This is a genomic window from Legionella bozemanae (assembly GCF_001648595.1).
Classification (GTDB): Bacteria; Pseudomonadota; Gammaproteobacteria; order Legionellales; family Legionellaceae; genus Legionella; species Legionella bozemanae.
Genome location: NZ_LBAW01000011.1, coordinates 72,152 through 89,828, shown reverse-complemented (window position 1 = coordinate 89,828; position 17,677 = coordinate 72,152). Strand labels below are relative to the sequence as shown.

Below are 17,677 nucleotides of genomic sequence, written 5' to 3'. Positions count from 1 at the left end.
TAATCTGCAATTTTAAGATGAACCAAAACCATACATAAGGTATAATCGCTAATTTTTAAATCCGCTTGCTCAAGCTATGTCCATAAAAACTTTACTCTATAAGCCAACCCAAGCCAAACAAATATGGGGGCAACTCCACGGAAGCAGTTTAGCACTCGCATTGGCTGAGTATTGTCAACAAACACCCGGAATCAAGTTATTGATTACACAAGACAATCTCAGTGCAAATCAATTACAAGCAGAATTAAATTTCTTTCTCAATCCTGAGTCTCCTCAAGAATTATTGTTTTTTCCTGATTGGGAAACGCTCCCTTATGACCAGTTCTCACCGCATCAAGACATCATTTCCGAGCGCCTATACACATTAAGCCGAATCCAACAAGTAACCGATGCAATTGTCATTACTGCAGCAAGCACATTAATGCATAGACTGTGCCCACCTGAATTTTTAAATCAATATGCGCTGATGCTTAAAGAAGGACAAAAGCTGGACTTAACTGCTTTCCGTAACCAGTTGCAACACTCTGGATATCATTGTGTTAATAAAGTCCTCGAACATGGAGAGTTTGCTGTACGCGGTTCAATTATTGATGTCTATCCTATGGGTTCAGGTTTGCCATTTCGTATTGAGCTTTTTGATGATGAAATCGAAAGTTTGCGAGAGTTCGATACTGAAACCCAACGTACAATAGAAAAAATTAAAGAAATCAATGTATTACCCGCCCGAGAATTTCCTTTAAATGAACAAAGTCAACTTCTCTTTCGACGTGCATTTAGAGAGCAATTTCCCGGAAACCCAAGCCAATGTCCTATTTATGAAGCGATCAGTGAAGGTCAATTCCCTTCAGGAATTGAATATTATCTACCCTTGTTTTTTGAAAAAACAGTTACTTTTTTTGATTATTTACCTGAAAATGCCAAGGTTTGCTTAGTTGAAAACATTCAAAATAATGCAGAGCAATTCTGGCAAGAATTAAACGAACGCTTCGAACAAAGACGATACGATATCAGTAGACCCATTTTATCGCCGCCGGCATGTTTTATTAATCCGACTGAATTATTAACTAAAGCCAATACTTATGAACAACTTCGCTTGTTCCAAAACCCTTCAGATAAAAAAGGGGCTGTGGTTAATTTTGACATCGTACCAGGCCCACAATTGCCTATAGATAGGAAAACCCAGGAACCGTTAAGCCAACTTCGTAACTATTGTGCAGATTCCTCACGCCGATATTTAATTGTGGTCGAAAGTGCCGGACGTCGTGAGGTATTACTTGATCTGCTTAAACCAAGCGGCATTTCTGCAAAAGTACACGCTTCATGGCACGACTTTATTAATGATACTGCTCCGATCAACATCAGTACTGGGGATCTTATTTATGGTTGCGAATTAAAACAAAGCCATATCGTACTCATCGTTGAATCTCAATTATTTGGGGAGCAAAGCACACCGCAAAGGCGAGGAACACAAAAGACAGTTGATCCCGATTTAATTATCCGTGATATGGCTGAACTACGCGTTGGTGCTCCTGTAGTTCATTTGCAATTTGGTGTAGGACGTTATCAAGGATTACAACATATAGAATCCAATGGAATTGCTGGCGAGTTTTTAGTTCTTACCTATGCCGGTGAAGACAAAATTTATGTGCCTGTTACGTCACTCCACCTTATTAGTCGATACACCGGTGTCGATAGTGAACATGCTCCTTTGCATAAACTGGGTTCTGATCAATGGCAAAAAGAAAAGAAAAAAGCTGCCGAAAAAATTCATGATGTAGCAATTGAACTACTGGATCTTTATGCGAAAAGAGAAGCGCAACCTGGATACCAATATAAAGTAGATCACAATGAGTATGTTAAATTTGCCAGTGCTTTTCCTTTTACAGAAACTCCCGATCAATTACACGCAATTGAACAAATAATAAAAGACATGGAATCCCCAAGACCTATGGATCGTTTAATTTGCGGGGATGTGGGATTTGGTAAAACTGAAGTAGCCATGCGTGCCGCATTTGTTGCAGTGCAAAACAACAAGCAAGTCTGTATCCTGGTGCCTACCACCCTTCTAGCAGGACAACATTTTGAATCATTCCGAGACCGATTTGCCGATTTTCCTATCAACATTGAATTGCTGTCACGTTTTCGTTCCGGTAAAGAAACGGAAACGGTGCTCACTGCTTTAAAATCAGGAACTGTTGACATCGTCATAGGAACACATAAATTATTCCAAAGTAACATTGCCTTTAAAAATCTGGGACTTCTCATTATTGATGAAGAGCATCGTTTTGGAGTCAAACAAAAAGAACACATCAAATCCCTGCGGACTCATGTTGATATTTTATCGATGACAGCGACTCCAATTCCCAGAACACTGAATATGGCTATGGCAGGAATAAGAGATATTTCTCTAATGACTACGCCCCCAGCCAAACGTCTGGCGATTAAGACATTCTGGCAAGAGAAAAAAGACGCCACAGTCCGTGAGGCCACACTGAGGGAAATTCTTAGAGGAGGGCAAGTTTTCTTTTTGCATAATAATGTAGAAACAATTGAGCGCGTGTGCCAGGATTTGCAAACCTTGGTTCCAGAAGCGAAAATCCGCAGTGCGCATGGACAAATGCGTGAGCGCGAGCTGGAACGGGTAATGTCTGACTTTTATCACCACCGTTTCAATGTGTTAGTCTGCACCACGATCATTGAAACCGGTATTGATATTCCTACAGCCAATACAATTATTATTGATCGTGCGGATAAATTTGGTTTAGCACAACTGCATCAGTTACGTGGGCGTGTTGGTCGTTCTCATCATCAAGCCTATGCTTACTTGCTTACCCCTAATGAAAAATTATTAACTGCTGATGCTGTCAAACGGCTGGAAGCAATTATATCATTGGAGGATCTCGGTGCTGGATTCACCCTAGCAACACATGATCTGGAAATTCGCGGAGCAGGTGAACTATTAGGCGCGGAACAAAGTGGAAACATGCAGGCAGTTGGATTCAATTTATTTATGGAAATGCTTGATAAAGCAGTACATGATTTAAAAGCAGGAAAAACACCCGAGTTATCTGCTCCTATGCATCAAGGGCCTGAGATTGATTTACGAATCAGTGCCATTATTCCTGAAGAATACATTCCTGATATTCACAATCGACTGATCATGTACAAACGAATCGCTAATGCAAAAAGTAAAGAACAATTACACGATTTACAAATTGAGTTAATTGACCGGTTTGGTTTGTTACCGCAACAAGTGAAGCACTTATTATTGATTACTGAATTAAAATTAAAAGCAGAAAAAATGGGCATTCAAAAAATCAGTGCCGGTGCACAGCAAGGCAAACTGGAGTTTAGTGAAAATCCTTCTATAGATCCAGGAGTGTTGATTCATTTAATTCAAGTACACGCCAAAAGATATCAAATGGAAGGTCCCCAACGCTTACGTTTTACCTTAGATAATACCGCATCAGAAGAACGTATTTTTGAAATCAGCTCTTTGCTTAATCAATTAAATGGCGAGAAAAAGACGTAGTATAAATCGAGAATAAAAGTAATCCAGGATTTATAGTGCATTATTATCCCAATTCCATAGCGAAGTTTGCTATTTAACGTTCATAGTAGTAGCATGCGTCAATGCAACAAATAACAATGAAATGTATTGTTACAACATTAAATTAGTGCCATGGATTAGGTGTCCCGCGTATTATTGCTTCAGACTCCCTTACTCCAGGGTTTTCTAACTTAATTAGCCCACAAAATAATATTAGAATGGAGACAAAATAATATGAAATTAAAGGCAATTTCTATAGCAGCTCTGTGTGTTGGATTTAATAGTTTAGCCATTGCCGGTGCGATGGGAAATGTTGCTCCTTCCGCACCAAAATTTTATATCGGTGCTGAAGGCGGAGCTTCTATTTCTTTAAGCACGCATTTTGCGCCTGATCTGGGTGGAAGAGAACCTCTTCGCATCATCGCACCAAGTAACACCGATTGGAATCGCGATTTCGGGATTGGCGGTTTTGGAGGCGCATTTATTGGTTATCAATACAATCCCAACGTAGCTGTCCAATTTACTTGGGATTACCGAAGTGGCTATGATTATTTTCTTCATGCAAGCTATGCAGTTATTCCTACTGATCCTAATTTCTACCTGGAAGATCATTTTGAGGCAGATGACATTGACGTCCAAACATTCCTGTTTGATCTGATTTTGAAACCCACTGTAAATTGGGGTGGTTTTGTACCTTATGTTAAAGGCGGAATTGGTTTCGCTTATAACCAAATGGGTAATCTAAGAAACGTCCAGCATACCTTTAGTGGCAATACAATAACTTATGATACGCGTATTCACGGTGATTCAGCGACTAGCTTTGCTTGGGATGCTGGTGTTGGTGCTGATTACTTTTTTAACGAAAAAATCAGCATTGGGCTTGGCTATCGCTTTGTTGATGCAGGTACGTTGCGCACTGAAAATTCATTCTTCGATGTCGTTAGTGGTGATGCAGGCTTAATTACACCTTTCGAAACAAAGCATCTTTTCTTAAACGAATTCGTTGCTTCAGTTGCTTACCATTTTGATTTCGCATAAATCATATAGCGTTACCCACTAAGGCTTTAGACAAAACGCAAGTGAATGAGGCGACAGAGTATATATAGCCGAGTAAGCTTGCAATGTAGTATGAAGTTAGTGGGGAACCAAATCATAGTGATTATGTAACATCAAATGTAGCCTCGATAAAGCAAAGTAAAACTCAGGCTACATTTTAATTTTTAACTTGTGCCACCTACTGTCAACGCATCTATTTTCAAAGTAGGCTGTCCCACTCCAACCGGAACTGATTGCCCCTCTTTACCACAAACACCAATTCCTCGATCCAATCCAAGGTCATTTCCAATCATACTGATTTTTTTCATTACATCAGGCCCATTACCAATAAGTGTTGCGCCTTTAACTGGTGCAGTAATTTTTCCATTTTCAATAAGATATGCTTCACTGGCTGAGAATACAAATTGACCAGAGGTGATATCAACCTGTCCACCACCAAAATTGACCGCATATAAACCGCGTTGTACTGAACGAATAATTTCTTCAGGATCATGTTGCCCAGCCAACATATACGTATTAGTCATTCTGGGCATAGGCACATGCGCATAAGATTCACGTCGACAATTACCTGTAGATTGCATGCCCATCAATTTGGCATTCAGTTTATCTTGCATGTAATTCACTAAAACACCGTTATCTATCAACGTGGTACATTGTGAAGGGGTCCCTTCATCATCAATGGTTAAGGAGCCGCGCCTGTCTTTCAAAGTACCATCATCAACTACTGTAACACCGGGTGCTGCGACTTGTTGGCCAATACGTCCAGAAAAAGCAGATAAGCCCTTACGATTAAAATCCCCTTCCAAACCATGTCCAACTGCTTCATGCAATAAAACACCTGGCCAGCCTGGCCCAAGAACAACGGGCATTGTTCCTGCTGGAGCAGGTTGTGCTTCCAGATTAATTAGCGCTTCGCGTACTGCCTCACGAGCATAACTTAACGCATTTTCCTTTTCGTAAAAATAAGAATAAGGCACCCGACCACCGCCGCCAGAACGAGCAGACTCCCTCCTTCCATGCTTATCTTCTACAATCACACTGACATTGATACTCACTAAAGGTCTAACATCAGCAATCATCTGCCCATGCATTCCAGCTACCATTACCACCTCATAACAACCACTTAAGGATGCATTAACTTGAGTCACTCGAGGATCGATACTGCGCGCTTCTTTATCAATTGCTTCTAATAAAGCAATTTTTTCTTGTTTACTCATTCCTTCGATAGGATTTAAACCTTGATAACGACTTACTGCTGCACCTTTCACCTGGATGGATTGAATTGGTTTAGATCCAGTAAGTGCAATAGAACGAGCTGCGTCAGCTGCCCGCAACATTGAAGGCAGTAAAATATCATCACAATAGGCAAAACCTGTTTTATCACCACTGACAGCTCGAATACCTACACCTCTATCCAAAGAATAGCTACCGCTTTTCACTACGGAATCTTCCAAATACCATGATTCATAGCTACAACTTTGAAAATAGAGATCTGCATCGTCAATATGACGATTCATAATGGTTTTAAATAATTTTTCTATACCCGTTTCGTCCAGCGCTGCAGGAGCTAATAAAATTTTTTTTGCTGTAGTAAGAGCTTCTGTCATTTAATTACCTTTTAAATAAATAATAATATGTATTTTCTTGTATCAAGAAAGTAGCATCTACTTATAAGTTTAATACATGATGTTCCAAACAGGGGAAACTTCGGCGTAATTCCTGCTGATATTGTAAATCAATATCTGCTATTATTACTCCAGCACCCGTTTCTTTTTGTGTAAGGACTTTTCCCCAAGGATCAACAATCATGCTATGACCAAAAGTAGCACGTCCATTTTCATGCTGACCACCCTGATTTGCTGCCAAAACATAACATAGATTTTCAATAGCTCTGGCTCGCAATAATACTTCCCAATGAGCAAGGCCCGTTACAGCTGTAAATGCAGAAGGAACTGTAAACAACCGCGCCCCTTGCAACATGAGTTGTTGATAAAGTTCTGGAAACCTTAAATCATAACAAACTGTTAATCCTATTTTCCCAACTGGAGTATCAACAAGCGCCAGATCATGTCCACGCTCAATGGACATCGATTCTTGGTATACTTCTTTTGACGAAACATTCACATCAAATAAATGAATCTTATCATAACGTGCCGCACACTTACCTTGAGCATCATACACAAGGCAACTGGCACGCACCTTGGAGCCTGTACTTTTAACAGGAATAGTTCCGGCGATTACCCATAAGCCTAATTTTTTTGCCAACTGACTGATTTTTTGTTGTATTAGCCCTGCCCCATAAACTTCCCCAATCTGTAATTTATCTGTTTCCTTAAGTCCCATGAATGCAAAATTTTCAGGCAAAAGCACAAGTTCCGCTTGCTCTTCACAGGCTTGAATCATTAATTTTTCTACTTGGCACAAGTTATCAGCAACTTCTGCTGAAGAAACCATTTGTATCAAAGCTGCTCGTGCCATAATAAATCCTACAAGTTATGACATCAGAAAATGTCAAAATTTTTTGCATTACCCTGAGTGCCAGCATAGCTACGGGCTGCTCTATCCAAAAATTATTTATAATACTACTATAGTACTATAGAACCTCAAAACAAAAATACTTCGTTTTAAACTTGAAATATAGGAAACTGTCCCACAGATATGCTAGACTAAATTATAAATATAGAGGAGCTCTAAACAATGAACCGAAACGATGTCACCATACTTACGAGACGTAATGAATCAGTGCTCTCAAGCAATAAGGTATTACGTAATACTTATTTATTACTGAGCATGACATTTTTGTTCAGTGCATTTATGGCAGTTTTATCTCTTACAAGCGGCGCACGCCCCATGAACCCTCTTCTCATGATAGTTGGTGTTTATGGCTTAATGTTTTTAACGCAAGCGCTACGAAACAGTGCCTGGGGATTAGTAAGTGTTTTTGCCTTCACCGGATTCCTGGGTTATACCTTAGGTCCAGTGCTTAACTTTTATATCAGTCACTTTACTAACGGCCCGCAATTAATTGCAACTGCTTTAGGCGGTACTGGAATTATTTTCTTTGCTTTATCAGGTTATGCATTAACAACTAAAAAAGACTTCAGCTTCCTGGGCGGATTTCTTTTTGTTGGTATAATGGTCGTTTTATTAGCGATGATAGCAGGAATTTTCATTCATATACCTGCACTGCAATTAGCTATTTCAGCGGCGTTTATACTTATTTCTTCAGGACTAATTCTCATGCAAACAAGTGCAATTATTCATGAAGGTGAAACGAATTATATCTCAGCTACCGTAGGTCTTTTTGTATCAATTTATAACTTGTTCGTCAGCTTGCTTAACATATTAAGTGCGTTTTCAGGCCGAGACTAGTATCATTCTCCTCTACCTAAATCCCGGTTAGTTATTGCCGGGATTTTTTTAAGCGTTCACGCTGCATTACCGGAAAGCCATCAAGATTCAATTAAGATTAGCAAAAATGGTCAAAGCATTCTTCCATAAATACGATAATATGGTTTTGTGTAAATAAGTTGATGGCCTTGAGGAAAGCATGAATTATAAGTACCAATTAGAAAAAGTAATTGAGTTTATTGGCAAACATCTTGATGAAAAGCTTGATTTAACTCAATTAAGTACTATTGCCTGCTTTTCAAAATACCATTTTCATCGTTTATTTACTGCTTATACAGGACTATCGCTACAACAATATATTCGTTGGCTTCGTTTAAAACGAGCGGCCCATCAGTTAGTTGTTGATAAAGATAAAACCATTATCGAAATTGCAATAAATGCGGGATTTGAATCCCATGAGGCTTTTACTCGTGTATTTAAACAAGCTTGTGGTATGAATCCAAGTGAATTTAGAGTGCACTCAAATTGGAGTTTTTGGGAAAACCCACCGTATTATTTGCCAAAACAAGGTAACATCATCATGAATGTATTGATAAAAGATATACCAGCCAGACGTTTGGCGGTATTTGAACATCGAGGTGCACCTGAAAAATTAGGTGACAGTGTCAATAAGTTAATTCATTGGGCAAAGTCTCAATCAATGAACTTAAAACCGAAAGCAGGGGAAGCTTTTGGCTTTGCTTATGACGATCCAAAAACAACTGACCCTGTAGATTTTCGTTTTGACTTAGGGATTACCGTACCAGAACAAATAAAACTCGAAGGTAGTATCATTGAAAAACACCTACCTGCAGGACGTTATGCTGTAACAGTGCATAAAGGCTCACGTGATAGCATTGGAGACACAGTCTATGGTTTATATCGTGATTGGTTGCCTAATTCAGGCGAACAACTGGGTGATTTACCCTGTATTTTTGCTATTACAACTTTGATCATGAAGTAGCTGAGACAGAGCTGCTTACAGAGTGTTGGCTGTTATTAAAATAAACTTTTTATGATATTGGTTTAAAAAGGGAGCCTGGGTGAAGGCGCAAGCCGTAACCCGGGAAATCAGCGGCAAGGAAAACCCGGGTTGCGCTTCGCTCCACCCAGGCTACGAGCTACAAAGCTTAACTTTGTTGCCAAGTGGCTTTTGCCTTGAATAGTTCAGGTAAGTCATTTACGGTTTTTTTTACCTCTTGTGGCAAAGCAAACAAGTCCCGAGTTTTTTGATAATAAACGCCCAAAGGCACTGGGTATGCAGGAAAAGATAGAGAGGCAAGGCGCATCGCAGCAACAAAATCACTTGGGCTATGATGATAAATACCTTTTTCCTCTGCTGAAACACTGGCGAATTGCCCTTCTTTTATGTGCAATGCTTTCTCTTTTTGCGAACCATAGAGTAAAGGTTGGCCTTCTTCCAATATCACAGTATTCTCAGCCCGATTACTTTTAAGCGCAAACTCATCAAAAGCACCATGATTAAAAATATTACAATCCTGATAAATTTCTACAAAAGAACAGCCCTGATGCTCTTGTGCTTTCTTTAATATAGTTCCCAAATGAAGGGGATCTTTGTCTACAGCCCGAGCTACAAAGCTAGCGCCCGCAGCTAGAGCTAAAGTAAGTGGGTTCACAGGTTCATTAGCTACTCCCTTAGGAGATGTTTTTGTCACTTGACCTTTTTGTGATGTTGGTGAGAATTGTCCTTTAGTTAAGCCATAGACCTGATTATTAAATAACAAAATATTAACATTTACATTACGACGTAAAATATGAATCAGATGATTGCCGCCAATGCTTAAAGCATCGCCATCTCCGGTAATTACCCAAACACATAGATCCTCGCGAAGCGCTTTTAATCCTGTTGCAACTGCAGTAGCTCGACCATGAATGGTATGAAAACCATAAGTATTCATATAATAAGGCAGCCGTCCAGCACAACCTATTCCGGAAATAAAAACATGCTGTTCTGGTGGTAGCCCCAAATCAGGCAGCATTTTTTGTAACGCCATCAAAATGGCATAATCACCACAACCAGGGCACCAACGAACTTCATTAGCATTGGCAAAATCTTCGCGCTTATAATTGTTGTTCATAATTGGCTTCCGCTTTTATAGTATTCATCAGATGACTGACAGTAAAAGGCTGACCATTTGATTGGCCAACCACCTGTGCATCAACCAAATAGGTGGCACGGATAATTTGGCATAATTGTCCTGAATTTAACTCAGCAACCAATACTCTATCGTATTTTTTTAAAATATCACCTAAATCATTTGGTAAAGGATGTAAATGACGTAAATGCACATAAGCAATTGCTAATCCTTGCTCCAAGCATTGCGAAACTGCTGATTTTAAGCTGCCATAAGTACTTCCCCAACCCATTAAAATGATTGACGTATTAACATCGCCTTCAATTACTAAAGGTCCATATTCTCGTGCAATTCCATCGATTTTTTGCTGGCGTAAGTGAACCATTTTTTGATGATTTTCAGCATCATAGCTTACACGGCCGTCTTCGCCTTGTTTTTCTAAGCCTCCTAATTGATGAATATACCCTGGAGTACCTGGTCTATTCCAGCTTCGACTTAAAAACTCGTCACGAGTGAATGGTTTTGGAAAACGGTTAAATTCAATTTGAGGCAGTTTTAAAGAGCTTACATCAGGTATCTTCCAAGGTTCAGCAGCATTTGCTAGATAAGCATCCAGCAAAACAATCACCGGGGTCATATATTTAACAGCCAAATAAAATGCTTCTAAAACCGTATTAAAGCAATCTGCAGCAGATTGTGCTGCTAATACAGGCAATGGTGCTTCGCCATGGCGTCCATAAAGCGCCTGACGTAAATCACTTTGGCTTGTTTTCGTTGGTAATCCTGTGGAAGCTCCTGCGCGTTGAACATCAAGTAAGACTAAAGGGAGTTCAGCTACTACAGCCAGACCAAGACTTTCACTTTTTAGATCCAGCCCCGGTCCCGAAGTTGTAGTTAAAGCCAGTCTTCCTCCGTATGCAGCTCCAATGCAAGCACAAATTGCAGCAATTTCATCTTCTGCTTGGAGTAATTGTACCCCAAAATCAGATAATCGCGCACATTCATGCAGTATCGCTGAAGAAGGAGTAATCGGATAACCCGAAACCAACATAGGTATTTGTAGCGAAGTAGCCAATGTAGCTAGTGCTAAACCTACTGCTTCTACACCTGTAATTTGTCGATATTCCCCTACATCCCGATTAACCTCGCCTAACATATAGTCACGGCGCGTTAACTCTAAAGTCATGGCATAATTGTATCCAGCTAATAATGCCAATTGATTGGCTTTGGCAACAACAGCATTCGTTTTGAATTTTTTAGCAATGAACGCTTCACATGCTGCCGTTGGCAAATCAAATAACCAGAGTACTAAACCCAAAACATAAAAGTTTTTAGTCTTGGTAGCTTGTGGTTTAGTCAATTCAAGCGAAGATACTGCCTGCAATGTTTGGGTAATTAAAGGAAATGAAACAATTTGGTAATGCTCAGCACAATTATCGAGAAAGCACTTATCCATTCCTGCCTTTTGCCAATCTTTCTCCTGATAACTGTCTTCATTAATAATTAACAAACCGCCTTGATTTAGATGTTGTAAGGAGTTTTTTAATGCCGCTGGATTTAAAGCAACCAATACATCCAACGATTCACCTGCCGTAAAAATAGCATGTTCAGCCATCGCCAATTGAAAACCGGAAACCCCAGCCACAGTGCCCGCAGGAGCCCGAATTTCGGCAGGAAAATCTGGTAAAGTACGTACATCACGACCAGTAAGTGCCGCGCTAATGGTGAGTTGCTCGCCCACCAATTGAACGCCGTCTCCTGAGTCTCCAGTAATACGAATAACAATCACGTCAGATGTTGACATAAAGTCTTGCTTCCTGCATTAGTTGGCGCATGTGTCTTACTGCCTCTTTCATACCACAAAATAAAGCTCGGGCAATAATCGCATGGCCTATGTTAAGTTCATGTAATTCTTTTATAGACGCTATAGAGTATACATTATGGTAATTAAGGCCATGGCCTGCATTGACAATCAAATTTAAACTCGCTGCATATTCAGCGGCATGCTTTATTCGTGCCAATTCATGTTGTTGCTGTTCCACATTGACAGCATCAGCATAACACCCTGTGTGCAATTCAATTACAGGGGCGCCAATATCTGCTGCAGCTTTAATCTGCTCATGATCTGGATCAATAAATAAAGAAACCTCACTACCCATAGTCTGCAAACGCCTTACCGCATGCTCTACCGACTTCTGGTGTGTGATCACATCCAGTCCGCCTTCAGTAGTTAATTCTTCGCGTTTTTCTGGAACTAAACAAGTATGCTCGGGTGCTATTTCTTCTGCAAAATCCAGCATTGCATCGGTCACTGCTAATTCAAGATTCATTCGCGTTTGTAGTACTTGTTTCATCAAACGGACATCACGAGCCTGGATATGTCGTAAATCTTCTCTCATATGCAAAGTAATACCGTCAGCTCCTGCCTCTTCCGCATCCATTGCAGCCTGAACAGGATCAGGATAACGAGTTCCTCTTGCCTGGCGTACGGTAGCTATATGATCAATATTAACACCCAATAGTATTGGCTTATTCATTTTACACCTTACAATAAAATAAAGAGTATAAAGTCCATCATGGCCTAAACTCAAGTTGCTTGAAAACATATATATGCGTTATACGTGTTCAGTGCAGCACACCATTTAATATTGTAGACTCGACCCTTAAAACTATTTAGGGTCTGTTACCAATTCGCTAAATTGAGCCAAAATGGTAGAATTGTTAACAAACCTATTTTATTTCTGCACAATATAAAGCCCTTGTCTTAATCTCACGACCACCTAGAAGATGATCAATTGCTTGACGCATAATTATTTTTGCTGATTTAAGGTAAGAGGCTTCATTTAAATTATCTTGTGCCAAAGCAAGAATATGTGCCCCAGGAATTCCCCTGCTATGTATAATAAATCCTTCACCTGCAACAAATTGATAACGTAAGTCTGCAACAATCAGATTTGCTGTTCTTGCTTCGTGTGTCAATGAAAAGGAATAGCCGCATGCATGCAATAAAGTCCACTCAAAACGCCTTAACAATGCTTCTATCACTAATCTCTCTTTTGCTGATGCGAGATTATTTAAAGTAAACAAATAAGCATCGAATAATGCCGTGTCGAGATAATTGGGGCTTAGTGCATAATAAAGAATTTCATTTACATATAAACCTGCAAAAAGTGAGCCGCCTGTAAGTTGAAGCGTGGGCACAATACTTTCAATAGATTGCGTATAATATCGCTCATGACGTTCAGCAAGATTTACCCACAAAGGAGTAAAAGGTTGTAAAAGAGCTTGCTTTTTAGGTGTACGGCCGCCTCTGGAAAGACATTGAACCACACCTAACTCACGCGTAAAAAAACTGACGCGAGCACTCGTATCTCCAGACCATTGCTTGTGTAAAACCCAAGCCTCTATTGTCCTAATCATAGCCTAATTGTTTTAATATACGCTCGTCATCTGACCAGCCGGATTTTACCTTACACCAGCATTGCAAGAATACTTTCTTACCTAAAAGTTTTTCCATGTCTATCCGTGCAGTTGTTGCCATTTCCTTTAATTTTTGTCCTTTATCACCAATAATCATTCGCTTATGATTGTCTTTATCCACAAAAATCAATGCATGAATACGCACAAGCGTGCCTTCATCTTTAAATGACTCAATATCTACAGTAACAGAATAAGGTAATTCTTGTCCGCAAAAGCGGAAAATTTTTTCACGCAATAATTCCGCACATAAAAATTTTATGGGCCGATCGGTCAATTGATCATCTGGAAATAAATGAGGTCCCTCAGGCAAATAATTCTGTAATTTTTCTTGCAATTCATCGACCTGCACCCCTGTTTTTGCCGATATAGGAATAATCGCATTAAATTCATGCTCTTGACTTATTTGCTCTATCCAAGGTAACAACTGAGCTTTATCATCAATTTTATCCACTTTATTGATTACCAAAATACTCGGCACTTTGGCTTGTTTTACTAAATTCAAAACGTACTCATCCTCTTCTTCCCAATGAGTCCCATCAACCAAAAAAGCAATCACATCAACATCGCGCAATACACTAATCGCAGTTTTATTCATCATGCGGTTCATTGCTTTTTTATTTCCTTGGTGAATCCCGGGTGTGTCTACATAAACAAATTGGTACTCACCTTCAGTACGTATCCCTAAAATACTGTGTCGGGTTGTTTGTGGCTTTCTGGAGGTTATGCTCACTTTTTGCTGCAAAATACAATTAAGGAGGGTTGATTTACCTACATTAGGTCTACCAACTAAAGCAATATAACCACAATAACTAGTCATTAAAATAGATTCCTGTTTATTTTTAAAACATTTTATCAGTGACGCTATAAAATTTCTAGGTTTGTATCTGTTCCTACTTGATATTTCACTAAAAAACCAAGTATCCTGTGCAGTATGTGAACAAAGGATGGTTCCTATGTCTTATTTTGTAACGACGAACGGTCACACACAAATTATCGTTCCCTTAACTATTACACCTTTCAGTCATCAAGCATTACCTACTATAACAGGAAGCCCATTCAGCTATGAAGCAGGGACGGTACTGTATGGTCATTATGATATGGAATATCTCCTTCCGGGAGGCGACAGGCTGCGCTTAATCGCCAACCATGATAAAAAAACCGTACAGCTCATGTTATTTACTCATCAGGCGGCTCTCATTCAACTCCTGCCAGGAGAACGCCCTTCTTCATTGGTAGCGAATATCATAAGTAAAGTTCATCGCTACAGAATACGTTCAACGAGTTACAAACAGCCACTGACTCCGACACAAGAACAAAAATTGCAAATTACTAATGAATGCCTTGATTCATTAAAAAAACTGTTAAAAAAAGAGCGTCAATTAACCAGCCAAGATCATGAAGGACATGAAGCATTAAGAAAAGAAGTGATTGAAATCTTAGGACACTATTCTGATCAGAATCGCTTGCTAGCAGCTTCTCCGCTTGTATCTGAAGGTTCTCTAGGAAATATTCTTTATGAAGCCCATAAAACAGCACAACATTATGCTTTTAACCGTGTCTACCCTGTGTCACGGCAAGATCAAATGGATTTTAGTCGCACCGTCAAGAACCATGAAGCACCCCAACCCTGCCTCGTGTGGGATAGTGAACTTCACATAGGGCATAACAGCAAAGATTTGGATGATGCCTTAAGAGTTATTTGTAACTATTACAAACTCCCTTCCGCCGCGAATTTGAGCAATGTGCCAGCAAATCGATTCGCACAGCTTGCAGCTTTTTTTAACAAGCTATGGCGTGATGGCTATGATTGGATTAATTATCTTGCAATAGATACCAAGCCAGAACATAAAACAGAAGTACTGCCGCGTTTAGATGGGCTCACGATTACCCAAATAACCCCCTATTACAGGCTGCAAGGATTTCCACAAAAAGGTTATCCAGATTTAAAAACCTTGATCGCGAGCCTTATAAATAGCTCCAAAGAACCAATATTTGAAAATAACAGAAAAAAAGCGAAAAAGAGGATCAGCAAACTACCCACCGGTAGTTGGATAATTAGCACTAATGAGCAACTCATCCTGATAAGACAGGAAAACAAAATAGTACAATTACGCTATTTTGTTCACGATGAGCTCTTCTATCCTTTACCCGAAGGACAGGATTTATATACTTTAGGACAAATCAGCAAACGTCACCTCTACTTGCCAGAGCGTGTTAGCCTTAGACTTAATGCGTTTATTTCACGTATTCCCAGATTTTTCCATAAATTCTACAAAAGCATGCATCACTTTATTATCCATAATGTGCATCATGATTTTTTCAACCATATACATGACACCCATATTCCAAAACAGGACGATTTTAAAGAAAAACACAAGCACTACACTAAAGTAAGAAACTCGCTGATATTGGCTTTGGAAAATAAAGGACTTTTAGCTAACGGACAAACCCTGGAAGAATTCATTAAAGAACAAATTAGCAACAGTCCTTATGTCATTGCTCGCCCCAATCATCCTCCAAGCCCGCCAGCTTATGACAATCCATTTCATCGCATCTTGGGAATAATACGTCATATTGCCAGTTTTTTTATTGATGTAAGCGAACAAAATCCCTTGATCGGTACTCTAGCACTGGCCGCTTATGCTTACGGTGGTGGTGCAGTACTTGCCCCCGAGTTCCTTAAATCCATTTTAACTAAATTACAATTACACGGTTTAATTGCAGGCATTGAACCGACACAAAAATTAGCTCATTGGATGAGCCATGGAACCCTCTCTGAAGCGATTTCTGCATCGATGACCTATTGGCAAGGTGTGCAAGCAGCAGGAAATCTGGATAAGTTTTTTGTTGAAGCATTCAATATCCTTAAAGAAGATCCTGCAGAAATTGCCATTATTGCTTCATTAGCGCTTGGTTTAGGGTACGGCTTAACTAAAGTCATTCCATCATTGGGACGTGAAATGGGGGATTTTCCCTATACCAATTATGCCGCTTTAGGTGGAAAAGGGGGCGCAGCTATTTATGATACCATTATGCACCCAGGTGACGATTGGTTTCTTGGGACGTGTAAATGGTTATGTAAAAGCTTTGTAACCCTGGGGAAGCTGTGCATTGCTCCTTTTATTGAAGGATATTATTACGGATTTAACGATGGGTTTATCAGGGGTTGGCAAAAAAGTGGATTACTTGCCAAGAACATCAGCAAACAAATTTTATCAGCCTGCACTGATTTTACCTTGGCACTACTCACCATCCCACTTATCGAAGTAAGCGCTCTTTTTATCCATGTACCCTTTCGTGGTATTACGAATCTACTCATTAAAACACTTGCACTCTTTGGTAACATCAGTGATATAGGTGAATTATTACTTTTCTTTTCAACAAGACCACCAGCAGACAATTTAATAACCAATTTCAGATTATCACCGCTTTATGGGTTTACCTGGCCCTTCGGACACTTTTCCAATAATCCATTCCTTAATCTTTGTATTAATGGTGTTCGAGGTCTAGGCATCCCGCTATTACAATTAATAAAAAATCTTCTTGTTTTACCCTTTCTTGATTTTATTTCTTTCTCTACCCGCGTGGGACTCACTGTTTTAGATCCTATAAGCCGCATTTTTGCCTACGCTTTAGGCAGTATTATATATACCATCGGTGAAGTATGGGATAGTTCTTTTGGTATTTTATTTGCAGCTAGCGCAAAAGGAATTACAACACTCTGTAACTGGATCGATAATCAAGCCAGCGCGATGAAACACATTTTATTATCCTTTATAGAAAGTCAACGCGGTCATTTGTATTATTGGGCATTTGCAAAAGATGATCTTAAACTGCATACGGCTTTAGATGATATGGAATATTACGCTAAAGATCCCAGGCGTTATGAACTCATTCCACATTCAAGCAGCCACTGTTTGCTACAAACTCTCCTGGATAATGACAGTGAATCACATACATTAGAAAAAAATCATAGCCCTATTTCTCATCACCAAACCTTATTTACAGTAAAAAGTTCGAAAAGTAATGCAAAAGTTCCTTTTCAAAAAGAAACAATCAGCTATAGTAGTTAACGTGCCATTCTAAGCTATATGCTTCTGATGAT

12 protein-coding genes are annotated in these 17,677 nt (G+C 39.5%); 5 read left to right on the top strand and 7 right to left on the bottom strand.

Annotation, left to right across the window (positions count from 1 at the left end):
• Positions 1-76: 76 nt before the first annotated feature.
• Positions 77-3,532, top strand: a complete 3,456-nt coding sequence (gene mfd / locus A8O27_RS09965) for a transcription-repair coupling factor (RefSeq protein ID WP_058458123.1) — start codon at positions 77-79, stop codon at positions 3,530-3,532.
• Positions 3,533-3,784: 252 nt separating this feature from the next.
• Positions 3,785-4,588, top strand: a complete 804-nt coding sequence (locus tag A8O27_RS09960) for an outer membrane protein (RefSeq protein WP_058458124.1) — start codon at positions 3,785-3,787, stop codon at positions 4,586-4,588.
• Between the two features lie 182 nt (positions 4,589-4,770).
• Here the strand turns inward: A8O27_RS09960 and tldD are convergent, their stop codons facing one another.
• Together tldD and A8O27_RS09950 are read right to left on the bottom strand one after the other, a co-directional pair.
• Complete coding sequence (tldD, locus tag A8O27_RS09955; RefSeq protein WP_058458125.1) at positions 4,771-6,213, bottom strand: metalloprotease TldD; 1,443 nt, start codon at positions 6,211-6,213, stop codon at positions 4,771-4,773.
• A gap of 61 nt (positions 6,214-6,274) precedes the next feature.
• Entirely contained in the window at positions 6,275-7,084 is an 810-nt protein-coding gene (locus A8O27_RS09950) for a carbon-nitrogen hydrolase family protein (RefSeq protein WP_058458126.1), read from the bottom strand.
• Between the two features lie 219 nt (positions 7,085-7,303).
• Between A8O27_RS09950 and A8O27_RS09945 the strand changes: the two genes are divergently transcribed.
• Together A8O27_RS09945 and A8O27_RS09940 are read left to right on the top strand one after the other, a co-directional pair.
• Entirely contained in the window at positions 7,304-7,978 is a 675-nt protein-coding gene (locus tag A8O27_RS09945; RefSeq protein ID WP_058458127.1) for a Bax inhibitor-1/YccA family protein, read from the top strand.
• A 178-nt stretch (positions 7,979-8,156) separates the two neighbouring features.
• The gene (locus A8O27_RS09940) at positions 8,157-8,960 is read left to right on the top strand and encodes an AraC family transcriptional regulator (protein WP_235810460.1); all 804 of its coding nucleotides are present in this window, start codon (positions 8,157-8,159) and stop codon (positions 8,958-8,960) included.
• Between the two features lie 166 nt (positions 8,961-9,126).
• Here the strand turns inward: A8O27_RS09940 and A8O27_RS09935 are convergent, their stop codons facing one another.
• From A8O27_RS09935 to era, 5 genes are all read right to left on the bottom strand, one after another.
• Positions 9,127-10,095, bottom strand: a complete 969-nt coding sequence (locus tag A8O27_RS09935) for a 2-oxoacid:ferredoxin oxidoreductase subunit beta (protein WP_058458128.1) — start codon at positions 10,093-10,095, stop codon at positions 9,127-9,129.
• Positions 10,079-11,896 (bottom strand): 2-oxoacid:acceptor oxidoreductase subunit alpha, encoded by a 1,818-nt coding sequence (locus A8O27_RS09930; protein WP_058458129.1) that lies wholly within the window; start codon positions 11,894-11,896, stop codon positions 10,079-10,081. Before A8O27_RS09930 ends, A8O27_RS09935 begins: the two co-directional genes overlap by 17 nt.
• Positions 11,883-12,629, bottom strand: a complete 747-nt coding sequence (gene pdxJ, locus A8O27_RS09925) for a pyridoxine 5'-phosphate synthase (RefSeq protein WP_058458130.1) — start codon at positions 12,627-12,629, stop codon at positions 11,883-11,885. The genes A8O27_RS09930 and pdxJ overlap by 14 nt, the downstream gene beginning before the upstream one ends.
• Positions 12,630-12,822: 193 nt before the next feature.
• Complete coding sequence (recO, locus tag A8O27_RS09920) at positions 12,823-13,512, bottom strand: DNA repair protein RecO (protein ID WP_058458131.1); 690 nt, start codon at positions 13,510-13,512, stop codon at positions 12,823-12,825.
• The gene (era, locus tag A8O27_RS09915; RefSeq protein WP_058458132.1) at positions 13,505-14,389 is read right to left on the bottom strand and encodes a GTPase Era; all 885 of its coding nucleotides are present in this window, start codon (positions 14,387-14,389) and stop codon (positions 13,505-13,507) included. Before era ends, recO begins: the two co-directional genes overlap by 8 nt.
• Before the next feature lie 136 nt (positions 14,390-14,525).
• On the opposite strand from era, the gene A8O27_RS09910 reads away from it, so the two are divergent.
• The gene (locus A8O27_RS09910; RefSeq protein WP_058458133.1) at positions 14,526-17,645 is read left to right on the top strand and encodes a hypothetical protein; all 3,120 of its coding nucleotides are present in this window, start codon (positions 14,526-14,528) and stop codon (positions 17,643-17,645) included.
• The last annotated feature ends 32 nt before the right edge of the window (positions 17,646-17,677 follow it).